The sequence below is a fragment of the Nonomuraea basaltis genome (assembly GCF_005893125.1).
Classification (GTDB): domain Bacteria; phylum Actinomycetota; class Actinomycetes; order Streptosporangiales; family Streptosporangiaceae; genus Nonomuraea; species Nonomuraea basaltis.
In genome coordinates, this window is sequence record NZ_VCJS01000016.1 from 14,048 (window position 1) to 38,009 (window position 23,962).

The 23,962-nt window shown below is 66.5% G+C and carries 33 protein-coding genes; 18 read left to right on the forward strand and 15 right to left on the reverse strand.

Annotated features, from left to right (window positions below):
- Positions 1-152 precede the first annotated feature (152 nt).
- Complete coding sequence (locus tag EJK15_RS10005) at positions 153-2,954, forward strand: AfsR/SARP family transcriptional regulator (protein ID WP_138710100.1); 2,802 nt, start codon at positions 153-155, stop codon at positions 2,952-2,954.
- Positions 2,955-3,372: 418 nt separating this feature from the next.
- On the opposite strand, the gene EJK15_RS10010 is transcribed toward EJK15_RS10005, so the two are convergent.
- The gene (locus tag EJK15_RS10010) at positions 3,373-3,798 is read right to left on the reverse strand and encodes a hypothetical protein (RefSeq protein ID WP_138710101.1); all 426 of its coding nucleotides are present in this window, start codon (positions 3,796-3,798) and stop codon (positions 3,373-3,375) included.
- Positions 3,799-3,881: 83 nt separating this feature from the next.
- Between EJK15_RS10010 and EJK15_RS70375 the strand changes: the two genes are divergently transcribed.
- On the forward strand, positions 3,882-4,040 hold the full coding sequence (locus tag EJK15_RS70375; protein WP_171074205.1) for a hypothetical protein: 159 nt from the start codon (positions 3,882-3,884) through the stop codon (positions 4,038-4,040).
- Between the two features lie 23 nt (positions 4,041-4,063).
- On the opposite strand, the gene EJK15_RS10015 is transcribed toward EJK15_RS70375, so the two are convergent.
- Complete coding sequence (locus EJK15_RS10015) at positions 4,064-4,696, reverse strand: phosphotransferase (RefSeq protein ID WP_206060752.1); 633 nt, start codon at positions 4,694-4,696, stop codon at positions 4,064-4,066.
- On the opposite strand from EJK15_RS10015, the gene EJK15_RS70380 reads away from it, so the two are divergent.
- Positions 4,658-5,620, forward strand: coding sequence for a helix-turn-helix transcriptional regulator (locus tag EJK15_RS70380; protein WP_206060753.1), 963 nt, complete (start codon positions 4,658-4,660; stop codon positions 5,618-5,620). The two genes, EJK15_RS10015 and EJK15_RS70380, sit on opposite strands and share 39 nt — an antisense overlap.
- A gap of 330 nt (positions 5,621-5,950) precedes the next feature.
- On the opposite strand, the gene EJK15_RS10025 is transcribed toward EJK15_RS70380, so the two are convergent.
- Positions 5,951-6,535 (reverse strand): TetR/AcrR family transcriptional regulator, encoded by a 585-nt coding sequence (locus tag EJK15_RS10025; RefSeq protein ID WP_138710104.1) that lies wholly within the window; start codon positions 6,533-6,535, stop codon positions 5,951-5,953.
- Between the two features lie 62 nt (positions 6,536-6,597).
- Between EJK15_RS10025 and EJK15_RS10030 the strand changes: the two genes are divergently transcribed.
- The 8 genes from EJK15_RS10030 (at position 6,598) to EJK15_RS10060 (ending at position 12,044) form a co-directional block, all read left to right on the forward strand.
- On the forward strand, positions 6,598-7,164 hold the full coding sequence (locus EJK15_RS10030) for a DUF4188 domain-containing protein (RefSeq protein WP_138710105.1): 567 nt from the start codon (positions 6,598-6,600) through the stop codon (positions 7,162-7,164).
- A 423-nt stretch (positions 7,165-7,587) separates the two neighbouring features.
- On the forward strand, positions 7,588-9,204 hold the full coding sequence (locus EJK15_RS10035; RefSeq protein WP_171074207.1) for a serine/threonine-protein kinase: 1,617 nt from the start codon (positions 7,588-7,590) through the stop codon (positions 9,202-9,204).
- An 869-nt stretch (positions 9,205-10,073) separates the two neighbouring features.
- Positions 10,074-10,235 carry a hypothetical protein gene (locus EJK15_RS70385; protein WP_171074208.1) on the forward strand — a complete coding sequence of 54 codons (162 nt, stop codon included), beginning with the start codon at positions 10,074-10,076 and terminating at the stop codon, positions 10,233-10,235.
- An 8-nt stretch (positions 10,236-10,243) separates the two neighbouring features.
- Positions 10,244-10,915: a DEAD/DEAH box helicase gene (locus EJK15_RS72680; protein WP_138710107.1), complete on the forward strand. Its 672-nt coding sequence runs from the start codon at positions 10,244-10,246 to the stop codon at positions 10,913-10,915.
- Positions 10,797-11,057 carry an Lsr2 family DNA-binding protein gene (locus tag EJK15_RS77470; RefSeq protein ID WP_206060754.1) on the forward strand — a complete coding sequence of 87 codons (261 nt, stop codon included), beginning with the start codon at positions 10,797-10,799 and terminating at the stop codon, positions 11,055-11,057. The genes EJK15_RS72680 and EJK15_RS77470 overlap by 119 nt, the downstream gene beginning before the upstream one ends.
- A gap of 73 nt (positions 11,058-11,130) precedes the next feature.
- The gene (locus EJK15_RS10050) at positions 11,131-11,376 is read left to right on the forward strand and encodes a hypothetical protein (RefSeq protein WP_138710108.1); all 246 of its coding nucleotides are present in this window, start codon (positions 11,131-11,133) and stop codon (positions 11,374-11,376) included.
- The gene (locus EJK15_RS10055) at positions 11,373-11,762 is read left to right on the forward strand and encodes a type II toxin-antitoxin system VapC family toxin (protein ID WP_138710109.1); all 390 of its coding nucleotides are present in this window, start codon (positions 11,373-11,375) and stop codon (positions 11,760-11,762) included. Before EJK15_RS10050 ends, EJK15_RS10055 begins: the two co-directional genes overlap by 4 nt.
- An 87-nt stretch (positions 11,763-11,849) precedes the next feature.
- Positions 11,850-12,044, forward strand: a complete 195-nt coding sequence (locus EJK15_RS10060) for a hypothetical protein (RefSeq protein ID WP_206060755.1) — start codon at positions 11,850-11,852, stop codon at positions 12,042-12,044.
- 332 nt (positions 12,045-12,376) lie between these two features.
- Here the strand turns inward: EJK15_RS10060 and cutA are convergent, their stop codons facing one another.
- From cutA to EJK15_RS10115, 12 genes are all read right to left on the reverse strand, one after another.
- On the reverse strand, positions 12,377-12,646 hold the full coding sequence (cutA, locus tag EJK15_RS10065; protein WP_338089857.1) for a divalent-cation tolerance protein CutA: 270 nt from the start codon (positions 12,644-12,646) through the stop codon (positions 12,377-12,379).
- Positions 12,647-12,821: 175 nt separating this feature from the next.
- Positions 12,822-13,331: a hypothetical protein gene (locus EJK15_RS10070; protein ID WP_138710111.1), complete on the reverse strand. Its 510-nt coding sequence runs from the start codon at positions 13,329-13,331 to the stop codon at positions 12,822-12,824.
- A 293-nt stretch (positions 13,332-13,624) separates the two neighbouring features.
- Positions 13,625-13,798 carry a hypothetical protein gene (locus tag EJK15_RS70390; protein WP_171074209.1) on the reverse strand — a complete coding sequence of 58 codons (174 nt, stop codon included), beginning with the start codon at positions 13,796-13,798 and terminating at the stop codon, positions 13,625-13,627.
- A gap of 1,074 nt (positions 13,799-14,872) precedes the next feature.
- Positions 14,873-15,166 carry a hypothetical protein gene (locus EJK15_RS10075; protein WP_138710112.1) on the reverse strand — a complete coding sequence of 98 codons (294 nt, stop codon included), beginning with the start codon at positions 15,164-15,166 and terminating at the stop codon, positions 14,873-14,875.
- Positions 15,163-15,396, reverse strand: a complete 234-nt coding sequence (locus EJK15_RS10080) for a hypothetical protein (RefSeq protein ID WP_138710113.1) — start codon at positions 15,394-15,396, stop codon at positions 15,163-15,165. Before EJK15_RS10080 ends, EJK15_RS10075 begins: the two co-directional genes overlap by 4 nt.
- On the reverse strand, positions 15,393-15,797 hold the full coding sequence (locus EJK15_RS10085; RefSeq protein ID WP_138710114.1) for a hypothetical protein: 405 nt from the start codon (positions 15,795-15,797) through the stop codon (positions 15,393-15,395). The genes EJK15_RS10080 and EJK15_RS10085 overlap by 4 nt, the downstream gene beginning before the upstream one ends.
- Positions 15,798-15,858: 61 nt before the next feature.
- Entirely contained in the window at positions 15,859-16,725 is an 867-nt protein-coding gene (locus EJK15_RS10090; RefSeq protein ID WP_138710115.1) for a helix-turn-helix domain-containing protein, read from the reverse strand.
- Between the two features lie 46 nt (positions 16,726-16,771).
- Positions 16,772-17,299, reverse strand: a complete 528-nt coding sequence (locus EJK15_RS77130; protein ID WP_138710116.1) for a DUF6879 family protein — start codon at positions 17,297-17,299, stop codon at positions 16,772-16,774.
- The gene (locus tag EJK15_RS10100) at positions 17,256-17,573 is read right to left on the reverse strand and encodes an RNA-binding protein (RefSeq protein ID WP_206060756.1); all 318 of its coding nucleotides are present in this window, start codon (positions 17,571-17,573) and stop codon (positions 17,256-17,258) included. Before EJK15_RS10100 ends, EJK15_RS77130 begins: the two co-directional genes overlap by 44 nt.
- Positions 17,574-17,845: 272 nt before the next feature.
- The gene (locus EJK15_RS10105; RefSeq protein ID WP_138710117.1) at positions 17,846-18,325 is read right to left on the reverse strand and encodes an NUDIX hydrolase; all 480 of its coding nucleotides are present in this window, start codon (positions 18,323-18,325) and stop codon (positions 17,846-17,848) included.
- Between the two features lie 100 nt (positions 18,326-18,425).
- Positions 18,426-19,082 (reverse strand): GntR family transcriptional regulator, encoded by a 657-nt coding sequence (locus EJK15_RS10110; protein WP_138710118.1) that lies wholly within the window; start codon positions 19,080-19,082, stop codon positions 18,426-18,428.
- 164 nt (positions 19,083-19,246) lie between these two features.
- Positions 19,247-19,546: a hypothetical protein gene (locus EJK15_RS10115; protein WP_138710119.1), complete on the reverse strand. Its 300-nt coding sequence runs from the start codon at positions 19,544-19,546 to the stop codon at positions 19,247-19,249.
- A 228-nt stretch (positions 19,547-19,774) separates the two neighbouring features.
- Here EJK15_RS10115 and EJK15_RS10120 point away from each other — a divergent pair, with 228 nt between their 5' ends.
- From EJK15_RS10120 to EJK15_RS10150, 7 genes are all read left to right on the forward strand, one after another.
- Positions 19,775-20,152, forward strand: a complete 378-nt coding sequence (locus tag EJK15_RS10120) for a hypothetical protein (RefSeq protein WP_138710120.1) — start codon at positions 19,775-19,777, stop codon at positions 20,150-20,152.
- Positions 20,153-20,227: 75 nt separating this feature from the next.
- Entirely contained in the window at positions 20,228-20,587 is a 360-nt protein-coding gene (locus tag EJK15_RS10125; protein ID WP_206060757.1) for a hypothetical protein, read from the forward strand.
- Positions 20,588-20,898: 311 nt separating this feature from the next.
- Positions 20,899-21,345, forward strand: coding sequence for an SCO4402 family protein (locus EJK15_RS10130; protein WP_138710121.1), 447 nt, complete (start codon positions 20,899-20,901; stop codon positions 21,343-21,345).
- A 115-nt stretch (positions 21,346-21,460) separates the two neighbouring features.
- Positions 21,461-21,898: a hypothetical protein gene (locus tag EJK15_RS10135; RefSeq protein ID WP_138710122.1), complete on the forward strand. Its 438-nt coding sequence runs from the start codon at positions 21,461-21,463 to the stop codon at positions 21,896-21,898.
- A 257-nt stretch (positions 21,899-22,155) separates the two neighbouring features.
- Positions 22,156-22,812, forward strand: a complete 657-nt coding sequence (locus EJK15_RS10140; protein WP_138710123.1) for a hypothetical protein — start codon at positions 22,156-22,158, stop codon at positions 22,810-22,812.
- 506 nt (positions 22,813-23,318) lie between these two features.
- A complete protein-coding gene (locus EJK15_RS77475) occupies positions 23,319-23,480 on the forward strand; it encodes a transposase (RefSeq protein WP_138710124.1) in 162 nt (53 codons plus the stop codon).
- 5 nt (positions 23,481-23,485) lie between these two features.
- Positions 23,486-23,893: a Rossmann-fold NAD(P)-binding domain-containing protein gene (locus EJK15_RS10150; protein ID WP_138710125.1), complete on the forward strand. Its 408-nt coding sequence runs from the start codon at positions 23,486-23,488 to the stop codon at positions 23,891-23,893.
- Positions 23,894-23,962 lie beyond the last annotated feature (69 nt).

The following is a 23,962-nucleotide window of genomic DNA, read 5'->3' on the forward strand; positions in this document are numbered from 1 at the left end:
GCACGTCCCCGCCTCCGGCGCGTGTGTCTAGTGGGGGCCGTTGACCGTGGCCTTGATCGCCTCGACCTTGCGGATCTCGATCTTCATGGCACATCTCCTCTCGTGGATTGCGCGATCTACGATGCAGCGGCAACGCCATACAATCGCCACACATGCACCACAGGTTTGGGTTACTCGGCCCGGTCCTCGTGCGGCTGGACGACGGGCGGTACGCGCGGCTCAGCGGCAGGCAGCGCGCCGTGCTGGCCACGCTGCTGCTCAACGCCAACACGGTCGTCTCCCGTGACCGGCTGGAGGCCGCGGTGTGGGACGACCCGCCCATCTCCGCGGTCGCCAACCTCCAGACCTACATCGCGCAGCTGCGCCGCATCGGGCCCGTCGCCCCTCGCCTGGTCACCATGGGCTCCGGCTACGTGCTGCAGGTGGCGCGCGACGAGGTCGACCTGTTCGCCTTCCGCGACGAGCTGGAGCTGGCCCGGCTGGAGGGCGATCCGGCGGCCCGCGCCGGGCGGCTGCGGCACGCGATCGGGCTGTGGCGCGGGCGCGCCGCCGAGGACGCGCCGCTGTCCGCCGTGATGGGCGCCCGGCTGGCGGAGCTGGACGAGCAGTTGGCCGAGGCCCGGTGCGATTGGGCCGCGGCCGAGCTGACGATGGGCCGGCACGCCGAGGTGATCGGCGAGCTGCGCGCGTTCGTCGCCGAGCATCCCTTGTGGGAACGAGCGTGGGAGCAGCTCATCCTGGCCCTCTCGCAGGCCGGGCGCCGGGCCGAAGCCCTGTCCGCCTATCGCCAGGCCCGCGCCGCCTTGGTCGCCGATCTCGGCATAGAGCCGGGGCCCGCACTGCGTGAGCTCCAGTACGACATCCTGTCGGGCGAGCTGCCCTCGCCTTGGCGGCCCGTCTGCCAGTTGCCGGCCGACATCGCCGACTTCGTGGGCAGGGAGGGTGAGCTCGCCCGGGTCTCCGCCCTGTGCTCGCCGGACGCGCACGCGCCGCCTGTCGTGGTCATCGCCGGCCCGCCCGGCGTGGGCAAGAGCACGCTGGCCGTGCACGCCGCGCACCTGGCGCGAGCGGCCTTCCCCGACGGGCAGCTCTACCTGCGGCTCGGCGGGCCCTCGCCCCGCGGCCCCGCCGCGCTGCTGGCCGAGCTGCTGCGGGCGCTGAACGCGCACGTCATCCCCGACTCGGCTGAGGAACGGGCCGCGCTCTACAGGTCGTTGGTGGCCGACCGGTCCATGCTGATCGTGCTGGAGGACGCGGCCGGGGAGCATCAGGTGACTCCGCTGCTGCCGGGCACCTCGCGCTGCGCCGTACTCGTGACCAGCCGCGGGCCGCTGACCGCGCTGCCAGGCGCGTCCGTCGTCCAGCTCGCCGCTCCCCCGCTCGACGAGGCGCGCACGCTCCTCGAACGCGTTGCGGGCGCGGCCAGGGTGCGGGCCGACCCGGGCGCGGCGGCGTCGATCCTGCGCGCGTGTGGCCGGTTGCCGCTGGCCGTCAGGATCGCGGGAGCTCGTCTGGCCGCCAGGCCGGCATGGCCGCTGCGCGACCTCGCCGACCGGCTGGCCTCGGTCGGCAAGCTGGACGAGCTCGCCCTTGGCGGCCACGACGTACGCGCCAACTTCGCGATCAGCTACGAGGCGCTGCCCGCCGCCGCCCGCCGCGCGTTCAGGCTCCTCGGCTTGGCGGGGTTGGGCAGCATCGCGGAGTGGGCCGTGGCCGCCCTCGTGGACGACCCGCGTCGCGAGGCCGAGCAGTCCATGGAGACGCTCACGCTCGCCGGGCTGGTCACGGCCGGCGAGGCCGATCAGAACGGCCAGTCGCGCTACCGCATGCACGACCTGCTCGCCGCCTACGCCCGCGAGCGGGCGCACGCCGAGGAGGATCCCGTACGGCAGGGCGAGGCCCTGGCCCGCTTCACCGCCGAATGCCTGCGCCGCCTGCGCGAGGCGGCCGAGGACTACCCGCCACCGATGATCCCGTCCGCTCCTCGGCCTGCGGTGGAGAAGACCGCGGGCGACGGGCACGACTGGCTGCACGCGGAGCGGGAGACGCTGATCACCGCGGTCACCCTGGCGGAGCCGCGGACGGCCGCCGAACTGGCGTACCTTCTCTCGCCGTTCCTGGTCGTCACCGGGTTCGCCGACGAGGCGACCGCGATGCTCGAAGGTGTCGCCCGCCGGGCGCCGGATCGGCGCACCGCCATGGTGACCCGGCTCCTGCTGGCCGACATCGCCCTGGAGCACCGGCGGATGCGCGTCGCCCGCCCCTGGCTCGAGGAGTTGGCCGGCCACTTCGCCGCGGAAGGAGACCGGCACGCGAACCTCTACGTGTCGACGGGGCTCGGCATCTGTCACCTCCTGGAAGGGGAGCCGGAACGCGCCCGGCCCCTCCTTGACCGCGCCATCGCCGGGTTCGAGGCCCTCGGAGACAGGGGCGGCCTGGTCAACGCGCTGATCACGGCCGTCCATGTGCGCATCGTGGCCGGGGAGCACGACGAGGCGATCGCGCTGTGCCACCGGGGGCTCAGACTCACCGACGAGCGGAGGTACGGCGACTACGCGGTCCGGTTCCACCGCAGCCTGGGGATCTCCCTCTACGAGATGGGCCGGACCGAGGAGGCGATCGGGCACTACGAGGAAAGCATCGGGCTCAGCCGGGAGCTCGGCTGGGGCCCAGGCGAACCGATCACGCTGCGCAGGCTCGGAGAGGCGTACGGCAGGCTCGGCCGGTTCGAAGAGGCGGCGGCGGTGCTGGCCCGCTGCCTGGACCTGTTCGCGCGGGCGGGCGACGCCTACGGCGAGGCCCTGACCGCCTACACGCTCGGCGAGCTCAGCCTGGGCCAGAGCCGGCCGGACGAGGCGCTGTCGTTCTTCACGCGGTGCCGCGATCTGACCGACGAGCCCGGTCTGCGGGCCAGAGCGGGAGACCGGATCGACGAACTGTCAACCATGCGATAAATGCTTATGGATTGTTACCCATAACCGCTTATGGATTTTTCACTTTGTGTTTTAATGACAAAAAGAGGATGTAATTTCCTTGGCGTGAAAAATGATGGAACGCCAAGCCGGACCGCGCTCAGCGCGGCGGCCGCCCGCGCAGCGCACCTCGTCGTCGACGACGGACCAGGCGGCCAGGGCGGCACTTCTTCCGGTGGATAGCTCACCGAGGGGGACTTAGCTGACGTCGTTGGAGTCATTCTTCGCCCCGTGCTGATCCGCCGATGGGGGATGATCCCGTTGAACAGCGGCAGCGCGACTCCGAAAGCGCCTCCACCGCCCAGCAAGGCGACCGGCCACGAGCTGGGGACGGCCAGCAGTAGCGCCACGGTGACGATGGCGGGAATGGAAGCGGCGATGAGTATCTCGAGTTTGGCCGTTATCCCATTGCGTAGGCCCAGGCCAACTCGTCGTCGCTGATTTTCGAGGGGTCGGGCTGCTGGGCGCGGAGAGCCAGAAATCGTGAAGCGATGATCATGCGGCGGAGCAGGACGAGCATGTCGTCGAAGCTGGGCTGGGCCTTTGTGCGATACCACGGGGCGCGGCGGCGGTGCTCGGCCACGACGTCGGCGGTGTGACCGTGGCGGGCGTACCAGACGATGACCAGACTGTAGATGATCAACCCTCGGGGCAGGGTGCGGGCCACCGCGGCAGGGGTGCGGTTGCGGGCCTGGCCATGCTCGATGCTCCACCTCCAGGAGTAGCGGACCACAAGATCTTCAGCGGGGGTGTCGGTGTCGGTGGTAACCAGTGCGAGGTCGAAGACCTTGTCGGAGTCGAGGTGGCGGACCCAGATGACGCGCACGGTCCGTGACCCGAACGAGCCGTACCACAGGCAGGTCAGCTCGCTGATGCGGACAATCTGCTCGTTATCGTAAGGCGGAGCCGGTGGATCTTCCAGGAGCGGGAGGCGGCCTGCCCGAGCCGTTCGCCCTTGGTCCGGGGACGGCCTCGCCGCCCCGATCGGCGTTGACGAGCAGCAGCAACCTGGCGACCACCGCTGCGGGCAGGCAAGCACTGACGGCGACCAGGGCGATCGACCGGTAGCGCGGTCACCGTCGGCTCTGGAGTCACAAAGTGAGGCCAAGGTCGGCGATGAACCTGGCGAGGCCGATGCGCTTGCGGAAAAGCTCGTCCAGTTCGGGGGTGATCGGCTCGCCGAGGCGTTCGAGGGGGATGGCGGTGAAGGCGCTGCGCAGCACCAGGGTGGTGAGGTAGCCGGTCGTCGCCGCCTGGTCCGGCATGCCCTGGTCGGCGAGGCCGTGGGCGTAGGCGATCTGGATCGTGTGGTGGATGGCGGGCAGTTCGCCGGGTTCGACGGCGCCCTGCTGGGCCAGGCCGACGAGCAACTGGCCCAGGTCGAAGCCCACCGGCATCGGGTCCTGCCAGCCCCAGTCGATGGCCACAAACTGGTCCGGCGCGTCGGCGGGCACCAGCAGGTTCTGCGGGCTGGCGTCGCCGTGCGCCATCGTCTTGGGCAGGTGGTCGATCGCCTCCAGCAGCGCGGGGATCCTTCGGGCCAGGGCCGGCTCGCCGAAGCGATCCGGCTGTGCCGGCAGGCCGTGGTCCGGCTGCGCGGCCGGACGATTCATGGCGCCCTGTGCCTGGCCGAGCTGGCCCATGCCTATGCACTGACCGGTGACGCGGCCGCCGTCCGGGCGACCATGGATCTTGTCGGCGAACTCGCCCTGCACGTCGGTCACCGGGTGGAGTTCGCCTTCCGGCTCGCCCGGCCGTGGGCTCTGGCGGCCGAGGAGACCGTGGCCGGGGCGGTCGAGGCCGCGATGGAGACCGCGGACGCGGCACGCGGGCGCGGGCTGTGCGCCTATGAGCTGTTCGCGCTGCATGACGTGGTCAGGCTAGGCGCTAGCGCCCTGGTCGCCGACCGGCTGACCTGGCTGGAGGAGAAGATCGACGGGGCACTGGCGCCGCTGTTCGCCCGGCACGCGCGCGCCGCGGACGACCCGAAGGAACTGAACGCGGTGTCGATGGCCTTCGAAGGGTTGGGCCTGCTGCTGCACGCGGCCGAGGCATCCGCCCAAGCCGCCGCGGGTTACCGGCGAATGGGACTGATCAGGGCCCAGCAGGCGGCCCAGACTCGGGCCTGGACGCTCGCCCGCCGCTGTGATGGCGCTCGTACCCCCGCGCTGACCGGCCTGACCACCCCCGAACTGACCGTCAGGCAACGGGAGATCGCCCACCTGGCGGCGTCCGGCCTGAGCAACCGGCAGATCGCCGACCGGCTGGTGCTCTCCCCCGGACCGTCGCCAACACCCTGGTCGCCGTCTACGAGAGAATCGGCGTCAACAACCGCGAAGATCTGGCCGCCATCCTCGGCGTCCTGGACTAGGTCAAGCTCCGCGCCCCGGATGGACAGCCCCGCTCGAGAATCGCGGCGGATCGCCGCGTACAACTCGACCTTGGACTTGGGCTGCACCAGTGCCGCCTCATCCCGCGCAGCACGCCGACGCCCGTCGACCAAGGACCACGCGCAGCCCGATGTTGCGCAGGCAGAAGTGGGCCACTGCCCTGGGGGCTGGGCGAGTTTGCGGACTTGGTACGCGAGCACCTTGGCCCTCTTCCCCGCGCCGCCTGGCACCGACGACGCCACAGAGACTCCTGCCTAACGGTAACGGCACAGTGGGGCGCTCTACCTTGTCCCCGTGGCGCTGGCCCGTTTCCCCTTCGGACGGGCCACGGCAGGCCGGATGATCAGGAGGCAGGGTGCGCGCGTCACGCGAGAAAACCCAGGTCGTTGGCTGATCGCCGTGCAATTAGCGTGCAATTAGGCAGGGTAACGGGGGTCAGTCACGGTCACTCACGACCGGGCTTCGGCCCAGCTCAGAGCCTTCACGTGCTGCGATTCTTGTAGTTCACAAGCTGACAGTGCGGGTTCGATTCCCGTCACCCCCGAACGGCTCGACGGTGCGGCTGCGGCTGCCGAACTCCTGGGCGGGTCAGGGGTGCAACCCCCCGAGTGCGGCGGCCATGGTCGTGTTCCATACCACGTCGGCGGTGGTGTTGACGTCGAGTGAACCGTTGAGTTCGAGCGATGTCAGGCCGTGCATGACGGCCCACATCCCGACCGTGATGGTGTCCGCGTCGCCCCGGATGGCTCCGGCGTGGAGCGCGGCCGCGACGGCGTCCCGAAGCGTCATGAGGGTTGCCAGGCCGAGCGCCTCGTCCTCCTCGCTGGGGGTGAACTCCGGGACGGGGCAGGCGAACATGACCTGGTAGAGGTGGGGTCGTTCGCGTGCTGCGCGCCGGTAGGCGAATGCCAGCGCCCGGACTCGCTCGACGGGGTCGTCCTCTTCGACTTCTGCCAGCCGACGGGCCAGGCCGTCGAAGCCCTCCCGGTACATCGCCCGGAGCACCTCCTGTTTCGAGCCGAACAGCGCGTAGATCGCCCGTGTTGTCGCAGCCACCTCGGACGCAAGTCGGCGCATGGTCAGCGCGGCCGCGCCTTCCGTGGAGAGGATCCGCCCGGCGGCCAGCAGGAGGGCGTCACGGGTCGTCTTGTCGTAGGTCGCGGGCCGTGCCACCTTGCCTCCGTAACGTTGTTATGTAACCATGTTACGCAATTCTATCGTAGGGAGGAGCACAGATGGCCACAAGCCGGAGCAATGACCAGGGTGCCGCCCCAGACCGTGGGGCGCAGACCTTCGGGCACAACGGGGTCCACCCGGGCCGCTGGACCGCGGAGGTGACTGAGCCAATGGTGGTGTTCCTGATCGGGATGCGCGTCAACAAGCTGCTGAAGATCCGGCAGTGGTGGATCACCCGAGCGATGCCGCGGATGCTTCACAGGCTTGCCGAGGTGCCGGAGTTGGGGCTGCTGCACGTGGAGGGGTTCACCCGAGGCCGAACATCGTTGATGGTCCAGTACTGGCGCAGCTTCGATCACCTGGAGCGGTTTGCGCGTGATCCCGACGTGCCCCATCTGGACGCGTGGCGTCGGTGGAACCGGCAGATCCGCAACTCTGGTGACGTCGGCTTCTGGCACGAGACCTACGTTGTCGAGCCGGGCTCGATCGAGGCCGTCTACGGCAACATGCCGCCGTTCGGCTTGGCGGCGGCGACGGCGCTGGTCCCGGCCGGCAAGGTCGGGCAGAGCGCTGGCCACCGCCTGGATCCCAGCCGCCCGGACGCGGTCCCGGTCCAGCCCTACTGAAGCGGGCCCGCCTTTCCAACGCGGCGAGAGCGGTGGCAGTTGGTGTGGAGCGCAGCCGAGGTCCGCCGCGGGCGTTAATCGCCTTTCGCGCCGGGCCGCCGAGGGCTGGTGTTCGGGTGCAGCGAGTGACCCGCGAGGTCTGTGGCGGGACGGCGGTGCCGCCGTCAGTGTCAAGGCGTCGCTCATTAAGGGGTTCCCAGGTGGTGAGGGCGGGCGTCCCGTTCGAGGGGAAGGGGGACGCCCAGGGCGGTCGAGGACGGTCAGCGGAAATCTGCAACGTGATCGCGGGCCCATTCGGCGTAGCCGCGCGGGGGGCGTCCGGTGGTGCCGTCTGCCGTAGTGATGTGCACGTGCTTGTACGGGAAGGAAACGGCTCTTATCCTGGCTTCCGCACTACGACATCGAGATGATCGAAGGTGGGCCGTGAGCCCGCGTCCCCTATATCCGGAAGAGCCTGAGCGCATAGGCGACTATCGGCTGAGCGGCGTGCTGGGCGAGGGCGGGCAGGGCGTGGTGTATCTCGCAGAGGCGCCGTCGGGCGCCCGTGTCGCGATCAAGGTACTGCACCACAGGGAGGCGATGGACGCCGAAAGCCGTCGCCGGTTCCTGCGCGAGGCGGACACCGCCCGCCGGGTGGCACTCTTCTGCACCGCCCGCGTGCTCGATGTGGGCGCGCTCCATGACCGCCCCTATGTGGTCAGCGAGTACATTCCCGGCAGGTCTCTGGCCGAGGTGGTCGCCGCTGACGGCCCGCGTGCCGGCAGCGGACTGCACCGTCTGGTGGTCGCCACGCTGACGGCCCTGGCCGCGATCCACCGGGCCGGGGTCGTGCACCGCGACTTCAAACCCGGCAACGTGATCTTGGGGCCCGAGGGTCCGGTGGTCATCGACTTCGGCATCGCCCGCACCGTGGACCACACCACGACTGCGGCTGGACTCGTGGGCACCCCCGCCTACCTGGCCCCCGAGCAGTTCATCGGGCAGGCGCCCAGTGGGGCGTCGGATGTGTTCGGCTGGGCCTGCACGATGACGTTCGCCGCCACCGGACGCCCGGCCTTCAACGGCGCGACGATTCCCGCGCTCATGTTCGCCATCACGGCCCGCGACCCGGACCTGTCCGGCGTGCCGGACGAGCTCCGCCCGCTGCTGGCCGCCTGCCTGGACAAGAACCCCGGTGCCCGGCCCACCGCCGCCGACCTGCTGCGCAGCTTCACCGAAAGCGATCCACACGATGCCGGCCGCGCATCTTCGGCGGACACGCCAACCGTCACGGCCGTCTCGCCGCCCGGCCGAGAACCGTCCACCTCGATCCCCTCGAAGTCGCGGCGGTGGCTCCTGGGAGTCGCGGCCGGTCTTACGGCGCTGCTCGTCACGGGCGTGATCCTCGTGCTGCAGCGTGAGGCGCCGGCGAGCGGCACGCTTCTCTACAGCGACGACTTCGGCAATCGGGATAACTGGGACGGCTACACCTTCAGCCCGGACGCCGAGGGAGACAACCGCACCATGCGCGGGTACGAGATCGACCGGGGCGTCTACTCGCTCATGGCCGACAAGAGCTACCCCAGCAATGCGTCCCTGTCTCCCGTGCCGGCCAAGAATGCCTCCACCGTCGAACGCCAGGTGATGATCGGCGTGACGGCCGAGGTGCGGGAGGGCTCGACGGGCCGGGCGAGCTTCGGCCTCTTGTGCCAGTGGGACGAAGACGTGCCCAACGGGTACGCGTTCATGCTCGGCCTCGACGGCACCGCACGCGTCATCAGAACCGCCCGAGGGACCAATCTCGACGTGACGCCTCCAGTACCGGCCGAGGCGCCACGGGCCGGGCAGAAGGTCCGCATCGAGGCCGCCTGCCGGCAGGCCGACGCGGGAACCCGCCTGACGCTGTGGATCGACGGAACCCAGACGATCGACGTCGTCGACTCCGAGCAGCTTCCCGACGGCTCGGCCGGTCAGGTCGGCCTGGTCGCGCGGGCGCCGGAGGCCGGAGGTGGGGTCGTCACCGTGTCGTTCGACGACTTCAGCGTCCACCGGCCCCAGTGATGCCGCTCAGGTGCATCAGGCATCTCCATAGGGGTGTACCAGGATGACCGAATCCGGTAGGTGACTTAGTGTCCCCGTGCCGCGCACGTCCGGGCGAGAAACGCCAAACGGCGCGGATTGGAGTACACCTCTCACGAGGGCCGAGCATGCACGGCCTCGTCGGCCCTTTGCAGCTCCAGCATTCCGTTCGCGATCAGGGATGTTCACATGACCGCGACGCCGTCTGACCCGTGCATGCGGACACCAACGGAAGCGCACGGACACCGCCAATTAGCTGGTCTGAGGGCTCGTAATGCCCAGTGCAAGGGTTCGATTCCTCTGGGTGGCTCCAGCTCCGAGGCCCTGCGCGCTGGGTACTCAGGGCAGGGGAGGTCAACAGGCCACCTCCGCCCACCCTGCGGCGCGGATTCGGTTGTCCGGCGGCTGGAGCGCCGCCCGTATCCACTCCTCGGCCGGAGCCGCTGCAGTCGGGTCAACCTCCGCGGCAAGAAGCCACCGCCATCGGTTGGCGACGTCCGGCCGAGCCAGCCGGTGCCGGGCGATCCGCCGAGCCAGCGGCTGGACCGTACGCCCGACATACCTGAAGCCGCCCAAGCCATCAAGCGTCAGGTATATCAGCGGCCCATGCGGCATGTCCGTAGGAAGGATGACGGGCAGCGGCCATGCCAAGGGCCAGCTTCGCGCTTCGGTCGGGTTGGTCAGCGATCGCGCGACCGGGGTTGAGGCGAGCAGCTGCTGCCACATGATTGCGGTGGGATGGCCCGCCGCCAACAGACGCGGCCGAACTTTCACGCCTCCTCCGAGTCGTCGAACAGAGGCGGCTCGGGGTCGGCTGGTGGTACGAGCGTGATCAAGGACTCGTCCAGATCATGGATCCTCTTCCGCATCAGCTTCCAGTCCGCGCGCTTCCCGAAAGGGTGCTCAGACAGCTTGCCCGGGTAGTCGGCAACCTCGGCCTCCAGTTGCTGGACGGCGGTCGCCGCGCGGCCGACGTAGTCGATGATCGTAAAGCGCCGCTGCTCGGCGATTGATCGTTCACGTGACCGACTTCAGCACCGAGGAGATCGGAAACGACGGCGCCTCCTTCCAAGCGATCTACGGCGAACTGGCCGCAGACGAGACCCGGACCGCCCAGATCGCCGCCGACGTCGCGGACGCGGCGAGCCGGGGCAGGAACAGCCCGCTCTTGACCAATCGCATGGAACACCTCCAATGCCTGGCCGCTGCCCTGGAAGACCGGGGCGTGGCCGCGACGCTCCTGCACGGGCAGCTCAGCGCCGCCGAACGCGACCACGTCCGCACCCGCCTGACCGATACCGAGGCAGGACCACTGGTGCTACTGGCCATCGACAAGGTCGCAGGTGAGGGGTTCGACCTGCCCCGGCTGGACGCCCTGTTCCTCGCGATGCCGATCTCGTTCAAAGGCAAGGTGATCCAGCACGTTGGCCGGATCATGCGAGAAGCCGCCGCCAAGCACGACGTCGAGGTGCATGACTATCTGGACGCACAAGTCCCACAGTTGGAACGCATGTACGGCAAGCGGCGCCGCACCCTCACCCGCCTCGGCTTCACCACCACAGCATCCGGCTCAGATGGGCGCACCGACCACCGACGCTCCCCCGCGCCCTTCCCCACCAAGGACGCCAGCAGAGATCGCACGGCCAAGCGACCAGCAGCCGACCGTATCGCGGGTGCGCGCGTGGGCTCGTGAACAAGGATTCCCGGTCGCCGACCGCGGCAGGCTCCGTCCCGAGATCTGGGAAGCCTGTATGCCGCCGTCGGCATCATGTCTGAGAAGAACCCGTGACCCGGTTCGACAAAACGTCGTGACGCGGACGGATGCCACTCGTTGAAGCGAGTCAGGCTTGGCTACCGGCTACGCTGAAAGGGCAACTCAGGTGACGCGACCGAAGGAGTCGAGCGACGGTGAGCGTGGACCTCGAACACGAACCCATTCATGACCTCGCGCGCCGGGTCATCCGGTTGGCCGAAGAAACTCAGCACGCCGCTCAAGTGCTCGAACGCCGTCTGGAAGCGCTGGAACGCCGATCCGAGGCCGCTGGCAGAGCCGAACGCATCCTGAGCATCGCCGCCGGCATGCGAACCCACCTGGGTCAGGACCGGCTCTCCATTGAAGACCTGTACGACCCAGACACCGGCCTTCCCGCGTGATCATCGATTCCAGCGCCATCATCGCTGTCATCAACGGTGAGCCCGAGGCCACCCAATTCGCCCACGCCATCGCCGCAGCCGTGTGTCGTATCTCGGCTGTCAACTACGTCGAAGCGGCCATCGTGGCGGACAACCGCGGTGAGGCCATGCGCAACGCCTTCGACACACTCGTCAACGAGATGGGCCTCATCATCGAGCCTGTAACACCCAATCAGGCCAGGATCGCGCGCCGGGCGTACCAGATCTACGGCAAGGGCAACAATTCCAAGGCCAAGCTCAACATGGGCGACTGCTTCGCCTACGCTCTCGCCAAAGACCTCGACCAGCCCCTGCTCTTCAAAGGCGAAGATTTCCCGCACACCGACATCGCCCCCGCACAGCCCTGACGGTCAAGCAATCCCTTGCCCGAGGGTGATCACAGAGGTTCCCTACGGGAGTATCGTGTGCTGCTGTGACTCGCCGCCCTCCTGACGATGCCGTTCGAGACGACCGTGCTCGGCCTGCAGGTCACTGTCACCGCGATCGACTTCCTGGTGGGTAGTGGCATCGTGGCGATCTGCCGCCATGGCAAGCACAAGCAAGCGATCGGCATCCTCGACCTGCCACTGCCCGACCCGCCACCGGCCGGAGCCGAATGGATCCACGCGTTCCGCCGCTGGGCCGGGTGAGAGCGTGAGCGAGTACTAGTACTACGAGTTCCTGGCCCTCGACCGGCCGCTCACAACGGCGAAGGACCCCGAGATGTCCCGGGGACGAACAACGCGTCATCGACGAAGGCCAAGCAGCCCTCAACGCCCTGTCCCACGAGACCGACCACAAGAAGATCGCCGCCGCCCAGCTCCGCATCGGCGACCTGAACCAAGGCATCGCCAAGCGGACGCCTGGCCCTGGAAACCGCCCAACGCACCGAATCCCGCTAGGCCTTCCAGCAACTCGCCGGAGTGAAGAACGCGCTCACCGGCAAGCGAGACCCCTCAGCCCGGGAACTCCTGGCCGGCCATCAACTCGGCACATCGAAGCCTGGGCCAGTCACCCGCGTAACCCACGCCAGATAGTCGGCGCTTCCCGCTCGTACCGGAACAGCGATGATCTCCGGCACATCGTACGAGTGCGCCTCCCGCACACTCGCGGCCAGATCCTCGAAGACATCAGCGGTGGTCTTGAGCAACACCAACCACTCCTCAGCCTCTTCGACCTTGCCCTCCCACCAGTAGGTCGATGTGATCGGCCCGACCACCTGAGCACAAGCAGCCAAGCGCCGCTCCACCACAACCCGGCAGATCCTCGCCGCCTCGCCCGATCACCAGCGGTTACATGAACCTCGATGTAGTCGGCCACGCCTCTTGGGCGGCGACGCGGCGCGCCGCCGCAACCCGGCCCTCCGCCCGCCCGCCCGCGGTCCGGGCATGCGGCCTGGGGGCCGGCCCCGGACGGCGGCGGGACGATCAGGCAAGTGGAGGCATGTGCGTGCTGCGCATCTCCGCAACTTCCGCGATCTTTCCAGCGTGAGCACGGAGCTCGTCATCGGTTGGGGGCGTGATTTGTATGGCTTCCCAGTCATCGATGAGGATCATGAGCTGGGTAATCTCTGGCGGATAACCGCACTTCGCCGCGAGCTGAGCGATCAGGAAGTCGGCACCGGGGGAGATGGGTAGCGTGCCGTCCCTCATGGCCAGCGAGATATCACGAGCGACGGCCCAGGGCTCTTGTTGAGTATCTATGGGGGGCATGCCGCACTCGGACAGTACCTGACGGATCAGGGGCTCGATCTCCGACATGGAGCCGATGGAAAGAGCGTGTCCAGCCAGCTCAAGCGTGGTCGGCGTGTCAACTCCGGTTCCGATCAGGTCACAGGCAACCCATCCGGCATCTGCGGCAGAGCCGACAAGCCGCCCACGCAGCAGGTCCCCACGAAGCGTGGCCAGGTAGTCACGCAGTTCCGCCGGGAGCCTCATGTCCCTATTATCGGGCGCCGCACTGGCGCCTCACAGCGTGATCGACTCGCCGGGCAATATCCGTGAAATGATCAGCGCTACAGCGAACGCAGAGGAGTCACGCCGCAGGCCGACGCGCGAGTGCGGGCATGAGCGCGACGCCCTCTAAATCCGTCGCCAGTGGGGGCGCGTGCCCGTTGCGTGCCCGTCAGGGCAGTGAATGAGGGGGAGTCACGGGGAAGCACAGTCAGGATGACTGCCGCGTTGACCTGTACCGCAGCAAGTCCAGAGATCGTGTGCCGAAATCTTCACGGTTAGCTGGGCAGGAATACCGGCCCTTCACCAAACACCGCATCCCATAGCATCGCCAGTCCCAACCAGGCAACCGCGCCCAATGCGATGCCCAGCAAGAGAATGACAACGACCGCTCTCACCAGGGCACGTCGGGAGGTCCAGATCGGGCGCTGGGAGGTCATCACGATCGCCATTCTTTGACCGCCGTGGCTAATAGGTCAAGGATGCTGCAGCACTCCGGCTCCACCCTCACCCGACGATCGGCTGCCGGCCAGTTCCCGACGCGATGCCCTCCCTGCCTCCGGCGGGGGCCTCAGGCTCCGAGATGATCGCGGCCAACGCGCGGTCGTCACAGGTTGACGTGGAAGCCTGATCGTCCCGTCGCCATCGCCCCAGGACAGGCCCATGCAGACCAAGGGCCAGGGGCGAAGGTCGTTCTTCCAGCGGGGAGCTCCACCTTCACCCCTGGCCCTTGGCCCGCTTCCCTGCCGGGTGGGACGATGGCGACGGGACGATCAGGTGGGGAGGGTACCGCGATGGGCATCACGGGGCGCAGGTGCGCACCAAGACGTCGCCAGCGTTCCCCAGGAGGTCACTGCGGCCAAGGCCAAGGCTCCCCGCAGGAGCCGGGCCAAGGGCACCCCTGAGGCGCTCTTCCAGGCTCCTGAGGTAGCGGCCTAGCGTCCGGCAGGACAAGGCCCCCAGCTAGCGAGTCGGGGGCCCTGTCTCATCTGCACGTTACCCTCGCAGGTAGGTACGTGAAATTGGAGACGTACGCGGGCACCGGCCCGCGTAGTCACGCTCACGCCTCCACACGGGCACCTTCCAGGAGGATCGGCCCTACGCAGGCGTCTGGATCCCCATTATGATCGCGCCTGTGCCCCTCTTATTCTATGTCTCCCTCCTATCGCCATTTCTTGGTGTATCCATTGCAGCCCTCGCCACCGCCAAAACTACTCATCAACAAACACAGCGCCTGAAAGGTCTTGCCCTTGGCGCTGTCTTCCTGATCGTTATCATCGTCATCGCCAACTCGCCCTTGATCTCGTCAAGTTAAAGCAACCGCGCTGCGACGCACTCGCATTGAGGAGCAGTGGGCCGTCATTCGGAACGGCGTTGACCAAGGGCCCCCGACCAGAGGCGGGGATGCGTGGTGGGGGCCACGGATCCGTCAGGCAGGAAACCGATTGTGCGGGGATTCGTCTGCTGTCTGGTCGGGAGCGTTGGCACCCCGGCTGAGCGGCGGCAAGCTCACTAGCCGGGGGCGTCTATGACACCTGCTTGAACTGCCCTTCGTAGGGTGTAGCGAGATCCTTCCGCCATTCCTCCCGTATCGCCTCCGCTCGCTCCCGCGCCTTCTCAGGCGACTTGAACTCTTCGGAAGCGATGGCCACGCCCGTACGGTCGGGTAGACGGGGGTTCAAGCGATAGCTGTTCCCCGAAAGCCAAATTGAGAACGCTTTAATGTTCCCCATCATGCCGTATTCGGTATCGCGGGAGCGGCGGACCCATACGATCTCGGGCAGGATCACGGGCCGCTTGCGACCCGTGTCGGTGCTCATTGCGCTGCCTCCTGGTCGGCAAGTCTCTTGGCCAGTTCGTCAAGGTCGCCCGCGCACATCACGTTGAGCTTGTGGCGGCCAAGCTGGGCGGGCGTGAGGTACGTGTGCCGCCATGCGGCTACGCCGATCGCCATGTCCGTGCAGATTTCCCAAGTCCGGCAGTACGTCTCCCGCAGCTCGTCTGCCTTCTGCCGCTCGTCAGCCGTACGCCGCTCGGCGGCGGTGCTCATGCTGCTGCTCCCGCGTTCTGCGCAACCAGGCGGGCAACACGGCTAGGCATAGTCGGCGGTACGACCTCGATCCGGTCCCTTCGCAGTTCGTCGTCCGTGCCGACGCGCGCCAGCTCGACCATGTAGCTACCTGAGCAGGCTCCAATGGTCACGGTGGCGATCCGCCAACCGGCGTTCGCGTAGATGATGAGTTCCGGAGGATGCCAAAGGGGCTCACGGGTTACGGCGATCGTGATTGCGCACCGGTCGGCACGCCGCTGGATCAGTTGGGCGTTGATGCCTGCCGCTTTCAGATGCCCAAGAACCTGATCAAGGGCCGCGTGGTGCGTGGCGGCTTCCTCCCCGGTAATTGGCTGGCGGAGCAGGATGCCACCCGATCCTGTGGTGTGTGTGGGCGCCATGGTTCGACGCTAGAAGTGGACGTTTTCCAGGGGCAATGATGTTGCCCATTGTTGCCCCTAATCAGTCAGCCCCCTTGGCGGCGGCGATCAGTCGCCGTGCCTGGGCACCGTAGACCGCGATATTCGCCAGGGCCGCGAAGCGTTCCACATAGAGGGCGATCTCCCACTTTTGCGTTAGCTGAAGATGGCCGGACACCAGTTCAACGCTGACCATCTCGTCATCGAACATGGTGAACCCTTCAACGGGTGCAGCATGTGGCGAATGGGCTCTTGGCGCACCCAAGGGGACGATCCCGAGCGATACAGACGGCAGGCGTGTGACGTCTTCAAGGTGGGCTAGCTGCGCCTGGAGAATTTCCCGGCCATACAGCTGATACCTGAGAGCTGCCTCCTCAAGCAGGAACGCGAAGGTGCGTCCCGGCTGCCGGAGAATCGCTTGCCTCGCTAGGCGCTCTTGGACGGCCGCCGCCACGTCGTCGGCCTGGACATTGTGACGCTGCTGTACGGCCGTGAGAACTGCCGTCGCATAGTCCGCTGTCTGGAGTAACCCGGGGATCATTCTCGGCTGATACGTGCGTACGGATGTAGCTCGATCGAAGATCGGGCGCACGCCCTTTTGGGCGGCGCGCAGCCCGGCGCGGTTGATCCGGCGGGAATCGGTCCACATCCCGGCTGCCTCGCGACGCGCGGCAAGCAGCTCGTTCGTACGCTCTGGCGACACTCCGCAGGCACGGCACCAAGCCCGCAGGTCTTCAGCCGAGATCGGGCGTGCTCCACTCTCGATCTTGGACACCTTGGATCGCCCGTGCCATCCGGCAGCCTCGGCCAGCTCATCACCAGTCAGCCCCGCATCCTCACGGATCTCGCGGAGCTGACCGGCAAGCGCCTGTCTGGCCTGCTGGGCGCTGGAAGAGGACGACGACGGCACGGCTACCAGTGTGCAGAGTCGGCGCGGTTACTCGACACGGGGCAGCTCACAGCCGGTATTCGTCGTGCGGGATGGCGAGATTCCATACCGCCTCGAACGCTGTCGCACACAGCTCGACCACGCGGGGATCGTCGCTGAACTGGTGCCCCACCACTTCCCCGGCACCGTCGAACACCGAGAACCTGACCAGGCGGTTATCGAACACCCAGTAGGGGTTGCCCGGCAGGGCAAGCGCTGACGACAGATGCCGGGGCAGCCAGCGCAGTTGTTCTCCGGCTGCCAGTTGGAACGCGGGCGCAACCGCGTGCATGTACCTGGTGTAGTCGCTCACAGGCTCCGAGACGATGCGAGCCCGCCGGACGGCTACGCCTCGCGCGACAGCGGGCGCTACGACATCGACCCATGCATGCGCCTGGGCGTGGTTGATGAAGTCTCGCCCGGCCTTGAACGCGATGAACCCTGGATCTGACGTCATGTGAGCGTCGTGGATCTCCAGGTGTACGGCTGACGTGGTGCAGTCTGCGAGCAGCTCAGCGAACGTCGGCTTTTTCTCGATGGGTCCGAATATCTTCATCGGGCCGGGGGTGCTGCCCTTCGGCGAACCGGCGCTTTCCGCGTTCGTAGCTCCCACTGACCGCCTCCATGATGATTTCCGCCATGGCGGCCGGAAGCATCACAACCGCCTCGGTGTCCTTGATCCTGCTGTCGGAGTTGATCCACGCGAGGATGTCAGGATCTGTCACCAGGTCGCCCTGGAAATAGAAGTTGCCCGTCTCCGGATCTACGAACACTGCCGGACAGTCGTCGGTGGCGTTGTTCGGGTCTACGCCCACGAACTCTAGCCGCATGTGCCTCTCCCTACTGGTGGAGTTGCCCAATGTTGCCCTGTCACGGTGAGCCTGTGCCCGGTGGGACTGGAGCGTCAAGGGAAGAGTTCGGTATCGCCTTCGGGCGGCGTTACAACGCGACCGCTCGGCCCTTCCGATGGAAGTTCACCCGGCCGACCTCGAGGACCTGCTGGCCCGGATCGAGCGACACGAAACAGAAAGAGCACAACTCCCATCAGCCTGCCGCACTCGCCCCAGCCGCGTAACCCCGAAGGACTTCCAGCGAAGACCACTTAGCTCGGCGCAGGAGGGCAACGGCCAAGCAGTTCCGCGAGCGGCCCGCGCACATCAACGGGATACAGGTTCAGCTGCTCGAACTCGGCGGCCGTCACCCATTTGAGCTCGAAGCTGTTGTCCGGCCCGTGCTCCACAGCCTCCTCGCCGGAGAGCGACGGGACGCCGATGACATCACGCATGAGGAAGTAGAAGGCAGGCCGGCCATTGTGTGAGCTGGCGAAGAGCAACCGATCGATCTTCCCGGTGAGAGTCGTCTCCTCACGGAGTTCACGAACTGCCGCACTCTCTGACGACTCGCCATTCTCCACATGGCCCCCAGGAAGAACCGCGTAGTGGTGCCCGGGACACGCCGACCCCCGCCAGCCTCCGGCGTCGCACATGACGCAGGTCACGCCGGGGCTGCGCCGGAGGAACCGTTTGATGACCAGGACTCGGATACCGTCGACGACCACGGCAACCGCTCGGGGGATCGGCATGAAATGGATCCTACGATTCGGCCCAGCAGAGCCGGATGAGTTCCGCAGGCCCGTCGATCAAAAACTGTACGCCGAGCTCTAACGAATGGGGTAAGCGTCCTCAAGCTCGTGACGGTCCCCGGGAAGCACGGATTCGACCACGACCCAGGGCTTGCCCGTCGCGTCGCAGCCGACGGCGTAGACGGTCAACAGCGCAGCCGAGCTCTTGACGTCGAGCAGGGGCGCACTCCTCCTTGGTGGGATTGCGCGCGGTGATGTGCTCAACGATGTGATCGAGCGCGGTGCGAGTCGCAGCCTCGACGTACCGGCGAACGCCCTGCTTCAACTCTTCCGATCCAGCAAGCGCCGTACCTTGGGCCGTGGAAACCGGCAGCCAGGTTGAGGAGATCTCGGTCGGCTCGTTGTCATGCTCGACCAGGAAACGCCGCAGTACAACCGGCGCCTTGGGCTTGATCCCCAGATAGGAGGCGATCCTGTTCGGGGCCGGCACCTCCTCAGCCGAGAGCAGCCGACTGGAAACCTGGACCTCTTTCCGATCAAGGAGTTCCCGCCCAGCCCTCACCTGCTGCCCCGTGGGGATCGCGGGGCGACCGCGCACGAACCGCCCCTTGCCCTGATGGGTCACGATCCAGCCCTGATCGCGCAGGACACTGAGCGCCTTGACGACAGTCGGGCGCGCCATCGCGAATTCGGCCATGAGCTGGTGTTCGCTGGGCAGCAGGGCTTCAGCCAGGGCAAAGTCAGCGAGTACTGACAAGCCCGGCTTGGTGGCTCAGCAGCCGTCGTATGGCATGAACGCTGGACCACCAAGTCCTACAGACGCCTTTCCCTCGCGCGAAGGCTCTGGTTAAAGCAGCCTTCGGCGGGGGCGCTCCGGCTCCGGGATAACTGCGCCCGCTACTCGGGCCACGTCAGTAACGGTCACTCGGACAACGGCCAATAGAGCTCATAGGCCAGCGCCGCTCCTACCGCGATCGACAGCGGCCAGAGCGGTACGAGCCAAAGCGCTACCAAGCGAGCGCCCCGCCGCCGTCGCGGAATGAACGAGATCATCGCACCCAGCAGGACGCATGCGATCGGCGCCAAGATCCATGCATAGAAGAGGACGCTGCCCAATGCGCTGACAGGAGCACATTCCCTGGTCTCGTACTCCGTCAGTGGGTCGAGACCGCATGCTTTGTTCTCCAGGACGGACACTGCCATCCATGCGAAGACGTCCATCGCCCAGAGGACACCAGAGACTACGGCCACGCCCACAATCGCTGGAACCAGAGATCGAGATCCGGAAGCGCTCGGCGGAACCGTTGCGGTGCGCGGATTGACCATGAGTGGACTCTAGGGCGCGGATCTTCAGACGATCAATGCCCAGTCTGAGGCCTCCGGCGGGGCGCTCCGGCTCCGGGATGATCAGTCCGACGGGGTCGGCGCGTCGCGCGACAGAATGAACCCATGGCGCAGCCCAGTGAGGACGAGGTGATGCTCAGGGGAGCATGGAGGCTCCTGCGTGACGCTCTTGAGCATCTGGCCTGGCCTGCCGCCGATCAGATCGCCTGGCGCGGATCTGTCATGCACCCTGACGAACTGGCCCTTGATTTCGATCATGCGTACGGGGTGTCGTGGATGTCCCGGGAGTCCGGGTGGATCAGCGACGATTTGTCGAGACATCTCGACGGGATCGACCGGCTCACCGGTGAACTGACAGACGAAGGCCCGGGGCGGTTCATGGAGCGCCGAGGGGTTGCAGAGGCATCCCACATGGCGGCGCTTGAGAGTGCTGGCCTGTCACGCTTTGGCACTCATGCCGACGGTCCCATGGGAGACGACTGAGCACAGCCGTCCGCTGCAACGCCAGTCGCTTCGGGATGCCGATATGCGCAGCGATCAAGAATGTGATGATGGTCCATGAGCTACGACCTCGCCGTCCTCGGCATGAGCGGTCCTGTCGATGCCGAGACGGCTCGTCAGATGTTCGATCGTTGTAATTCTGCACGACGCCATCTGGAAGGGGAACTCGATGAGCGAATCGTCGCCTTCTACGAAGAGTTGCGCGCGCATTTCCCCGACGACCCGCCTTACGGACCCGAGAGTCCGTGGATGTCGATGCCCTTATCCGTTGGCATCGACCATGTCATCATGCACCTGAGTCACTCGGACCGGAGCACTCCCGTGCTTGAAAAGATCATGGAGTTGGCGACGCTTCATGGCCTGGTTGTCTATGATCCGCAATTCGAAGAGGTGTTCGTCTGCGGTGAAGGCGGCTAGACGACGGGATGTGGGCTTGAGATGCCGTGCAATATGCGTGCAATGATCATGGTGTCGGGAACGGTGTGACACCCCAACACCGCAGCTCAGACCCTATGCCGTAGCGGAAATGGTCACGCGCTGTAAAACCGTCAGCAGTCCAGCTCATGCCCGTGGCCTGGCCGTAAAGACAGTGGACCGCAGGGAGTAGTAGTCCCTTACGGACGGACCACTACATGCTTTGACCTGCGGCGCAGCGCGCAAGGCAGATGTCGCCGAAATCCTCCAAGCTGGTGATGCCCTGGCGATCAACTGCTAAGTACCCTCGACGGGTGATCGATCACGGCATCGAGTTTCCTCAGTACCGCCTGCATGTTGTTCCCGCGGTCGTCGCCCTTGCGAGCCCGTCTTGGCAACGTGAGGTGTGGCTGAACCCCGATCAGTTCGAAGATCTCGACTATGTGGTGCACGTCCTCTTCGACGATTTCTGCGATGCACGTGCTCCACAGTTCTGGTTGGGAACGAGCCTGCGCACAGATGAGGAGGTCTCGTTGATGGCCGACCTCGGCGCTGCCTACTCCGAAGTACAGGAGTCGGTGGGCGCCACCGCCAGGGACGAGGCGTATTTGGAATCGCCCGGTTGGCCGGCTGTGGTAGCGGCAGCAGCGCGACTGGCGCAGGTGCTGGTCACGAACGACCTCACCGCTTTGAGCGAGCTGCATGACGCCGGGCATCGCTGGCCGCCACCAACCAACTTGGCCATGCCCGAGCCGTCGTGACAGCACTGTGCGGCATCAGCCCGGGACCAGACCAATGACGAGGTCAGAGGCCTGATGCGGTAAGGAACGTCAGCCCGCTGTAAAGCCGTACCCTACGGCCATACACTCGTGTGCCATGGCGATCGACACGTCGGGCGATCTCTGGCGGGGTGAGGACTTCGAGGATCTCGCCGACCTTCTCCGCGAGTACCAGCCGGGTGGCTACGCCGTCCAGCAAGTGAGTGAGGCAGTGTGCGCCCGATGCGCTGGCAAGCACTTCAACGTCATGGCCGATGACGGTGAAGGTTGCGTACAACGTATCTGTGTCGCCTGCGGGGACGCCTCTTATATTGCCGACAGTGCCGACTACGTGGATGAGGCTGACCTCGGCGAATGTGCTTGCCCATGTGGAGGCGAGAAGTTCGCTGTAGCAGTCGGGTTCGCCTTCCGCGGTGACGGTGAAGTGCGTTGGGTCAGCATTGGCTTGCGCTGCCTGAGGGACGGAAGCCTAGGCGTATACGCGGACTGGAAGATCGACTACAGTCCCACCACTCACCTGCTGGAACTGACCTGATCGCACCGCTCTACTGCGACACCTAACCGCACCATGCTCCTCCCACAAGATCCGGAACATACGCGGAACGGGAGGGGGAGCGCTTGATCACGCCGGTGCTCCCCCGCAGGTCACGACGCATGCCGCAGACGAAGGCAACATCCACTTTTAATCCGTAGGTTCCGGGTTCGAATCCCGGGCGCCCCACCAGCCCAAACACCTCTCCACCGTGCACGACCCCGCTTGCAGTGTCAGTGCCGTGCGGTACACATCTCCGCATGAAGAATGTGCACGAGGTGGCCGCCGCCCTCCCTCCCGTCGAGGTCCTGCGCGACCACTGCCGCGCTCTTGCCATGGTGGATGCCATACGTATCCCGGAGTGGGAGTACCGCGAGTACTCTTTCGACTCCCGCTGGGCGCCGGGGGAGGAGATGGCCTCGTGGCGCAGCGGTGCGGGCGACGACTATTCCATCGTGTTCTGCCCTGCTGGCGTTTACATCCGCGGTTTTGACCACGAGTCGCCCGTTTCGCCGTTCGCCAGCGATGACCTTCGCCCCTGGCCGGGCGTGGTCGACGACGTTCCCGAGGTGTTCAGACCGCAGCTCGACGAGGTGGCGTTCACACTCGAGGACGTCCCGCTCATCACCTGCTGCCTGTGGCGCACCACATCGGACGACCGCTGGCGCACTGGGCGCGCCACCTACGAGAGGGACGGCTCGGACCAGATGTTCGACCTGCTCATCGATCGTTCACCGGCAGCTTACGTGGCATGGGCGGCCACTGACGAGGAGGAGCCGCCCGTGCCGGTGGAGCCGGTCGCCCACATCTTCGCGCTCCGGCCGCTAACAGAAGAGGTCGTCAGAGCGCTTAACCCGGAGATCGGCCTGCGCAACGTCCATGCCGACCTCCAAGAGATCGGCTACCCGCTCGAGTAACACGAGTGCGGTTTGCTCCGTGACGCGGGGCACACCACACATGGGATAGACGCAGCCAAAATCACTGTGGATCATTTCCGCCAGTCGCCGTGCCATATACGTTCAATGATCATGGACTACATGGTGGCGAGACGCGCTTGCGCCGCTGGTAGGAAGCCATTTCTCGGTCCGATCGGTCACGAGCTGTAAACCATCGGCTGCCTGCCCAGGTGTAACGCTGGCGCTCTGGGGGCCGCGACGGGTGGAAGCTGGGTCAGCGCCTAATCCAGGAGCGCAGCGCCATCGCTGATCTTCCGGAGCCGTCGAGGATCGCAACTGCATGATCCGCGTGACGGTGCGTTGGCCTGGGACTTCGCAGCAGAACTGGGATCATGAACGTATGCCCGATGAATCGAACCCGCTGTCAGGCGTGTGGTCGCTCGCGCCGTCCGGTACGGCCGGGGGTGCCTCAAGGGTTTCGGACAGACAGCCTGTTAGGGGCCGAAACTGTCTGGAAGGGTTAGAGAGTGCCGAAGCGTAGCCAGAGAAGGTTCAGTCAGGAGTTCAAGGACGAGGCCGTCCGCATGGTGTTGGAGGGCGATCGCATCGTGGTCGAGGTGGCCCGGGAGTTTGGGATCCACGACACCACGCTGGCATCAAAGTCAATGCCATCGCCCCACTCGCGCTGACCCGGATGCTCACCCACGCCAGGGCCGAAGGCGACGAGTCCGGCGGCACACTCGACCTCGCCGCCCCGACCATGATGAACGCCCTCGCAGGCAAGCTCGACCCCGCGCTGGCCTCTCCCGTCGTGGCGTTCCTGGCCCACGAGGACTGCCCCGTCACCGGCGAGATCTACACGGCGGGCGCCGGGCACGTCGCGCGGTACTTCATCGGCAGAACCAAGGGCTTCTATCAGCCGGACCTGTCCATAGAGAGCGTACGGGACCATCTCTCCGAAATCCGCGACGAAACCGGCTACACCACCCCCCGAGGACGCTGTCGGGGAAATCGCCCAGCTCCTCCAAACGATCGCGGCCGGCACGCAACCCGCCTGACGACACAGCGTGGTCACCACCGACGGTTACAGAACCGGGTGTGAGTAGTTGGCGTACAGGAAATCCGGATAGGTCGGGAGCTGGCGCGGTGGTGATCACGGTTGACGGTAGGG